Below are 1,849 nucleotides of genomic sequence, written 5' to 3' on the forward strand. Positions count from 1 at the left end.
GCTCATCTCGCCGCGCAGGACGTTCCAGAGCTGGGGCAGCTCGTCGAGCGAGGTCTTGCGCAGCACCTGCCCGATCGGGGTGATGCGCGGATCGTTGCTGAGCTTGTGCGTGGCATCCCACTCGGCGCGGGCCTGCGGGTCTGCGGCCAGGTGGGCGGCGAGGACCGCCTCGCCGTCGGGGACCATGGAGCGGAACTTGAGGCAGCCGAAGGAGCGGCCGTCGCGGCCGAGCCGCATGTGGCGGAAGATCGGGGCGTGACCGTCGCCGGCCCAGACCAGCAGGGCGATGAGCAGGAGCAGCGGCAGCAGGAGGAACAGGGCGGTGACGGCGACGGTGACGTCGAGGCCGCGCTTGGCCGCCCAATCGAGGCGCAGGCCGCGGGCGACGAAGGGGGTCTCGGGCAGGACGAGGCTGGTGACGGCCTCGGCAGCCCCGCCGACCGGTCCGACGAGGTGGCCTGCGGCCGGCTCGACGATCTCCGTCTGCTCGGCCCGACGGTGCGCCGCAGCGAAATCGGCGGAGGCGGCAGGCTCAGCACGAGTCAGCATGGTCTCAGCTCCTTTGGCGAGCCCAATGGCGAACGTTAATGATTGGTTATCGCGATGCTCATAATCTGTTATTGGCGGCTGGGCAACCCGATTCTTCGGCCGTTTTCACAGACAATAGAAGATTTCGGCGGCGCAGTTGATATTGGTTAGGCTTTAGACGCACGCGCCAGAGCCCCCAAGCGGATACCCGCCGGTATTTTCTACTCATACATCTTGTTGCCCGACCTGCAGGCAGGGCGACCGGGACGCGACATCTCGCGGCCTGCACCGCATCGCGCCAGATCCGGAATACTCCGATCTCGGCTGCAGCCGGTCGAGCGCAAGCGGCGCAATCGCTTTTGCGCAGCAGCATTCACCGCACAAACGGCCGAACGGCCGAAACCGTTGCAAAATGAATTCAGGAGGATTCGCAGGCACCGAACCGACGGCGGGACAGGACGCGCAGGACGGTTCACGCCCTCGGCGCAGACCGCTTCGCAGTGATCGCCAGGCGGCGGTTCAGTTCCGCCCAGTGACCGGCTCGGCGTCGCAGGCACGTCCGACAGGAGGGCGGCCCGATATCCGGCCTGCGTGCGCATTCGCACCCGTCGCCCAATTCGTTCCGCCGACCACGATGTCGTGGTGATCGGGCCGTTCGAAGCCCACCGAAATCATCCTCACGGCGCGAGCGGCTTTACACACCCCGGTTCGGCTCGGGGCGAATGACGCCTGCCAGATGTGGCAGCGAATCTGGTGAACCGCCGGGAGCGGCTCCCGCCCGCGCCAGCCGTCAAGGAACCCTCTTTGGACCGCGCGACGATTGGCAGGAGCTGCGGACATGCCCGGGGCCACCGCGGTGTCGGCCGTTTACGTCACGGGATGGCCGGCGTTCCGGCGCCTGTGCCGGACGGCGCCGACCAGGCCGGATGACGCCTTCCAGCATCATCTTCTAGCCGATGAACCGGCTGACCAGTCCGATCAGGACCCAACCGAGAAATCCCATCCAGGCCACCACAACGAGCAGCACGGTGATCAGGATTGCGGGCGTTCCGAAGCGCGCGAACGCGCGCCGGTTCGAATGGCGCGGCGGCCTGGCCCGCGGCACGCCGAGCTGGTCGTTTTGAGACGAATTCATGACCTCAATCCCCACTTGCGGGATGAGACGCAATGACCTCTCCGGAGAGCGGAGGGAGCGGACGCGACCTTGGCGTGTGGTTAATGCGGGGATCACGCTTGGCGCGATGTCACGTTTCGCCGCGCATGGGCCGCATGAGGGCACCGAGGAGGAAGCCGAGCTGCCCGCAGACCAGCAGGGCCAGCC

General features: G+C 67.0%; 2 protein-coding genes. Both read right to left on the bottom strand.

Annotated elements, in window-relative coordinates:
• On the bottom strand, positions 1-549 hold a 549-nt coding region (locus FVE89_RS23500), incomplete at its 3' end, for a sugar transferase (RefSeq protein WP_160536691.1).
• 928 nt (positions 550-1,477) lie between these two features.
• Complete coding sequence (locus tag FVE89_RS23505; RefSeq protein ID WP_160536692.1) at positions 1,478-1,696, bottom strand: hypothetical protein; 219 nt, start codon at positions 1,694-1,696, stop codon at positions 1,478-1,480.
• Positions 1,697-1,849: the final 153 nt, after the last annotated feature.

Source organism: Methylobacterium sp. 2A (genome assembly GCF_009806555.1).
Classification (GTDB): Bacteria; Pseudomonadota; Alphaproteobacteria; order Rhizobiales; family Beijerinckiaceae; genus Methylobacterium.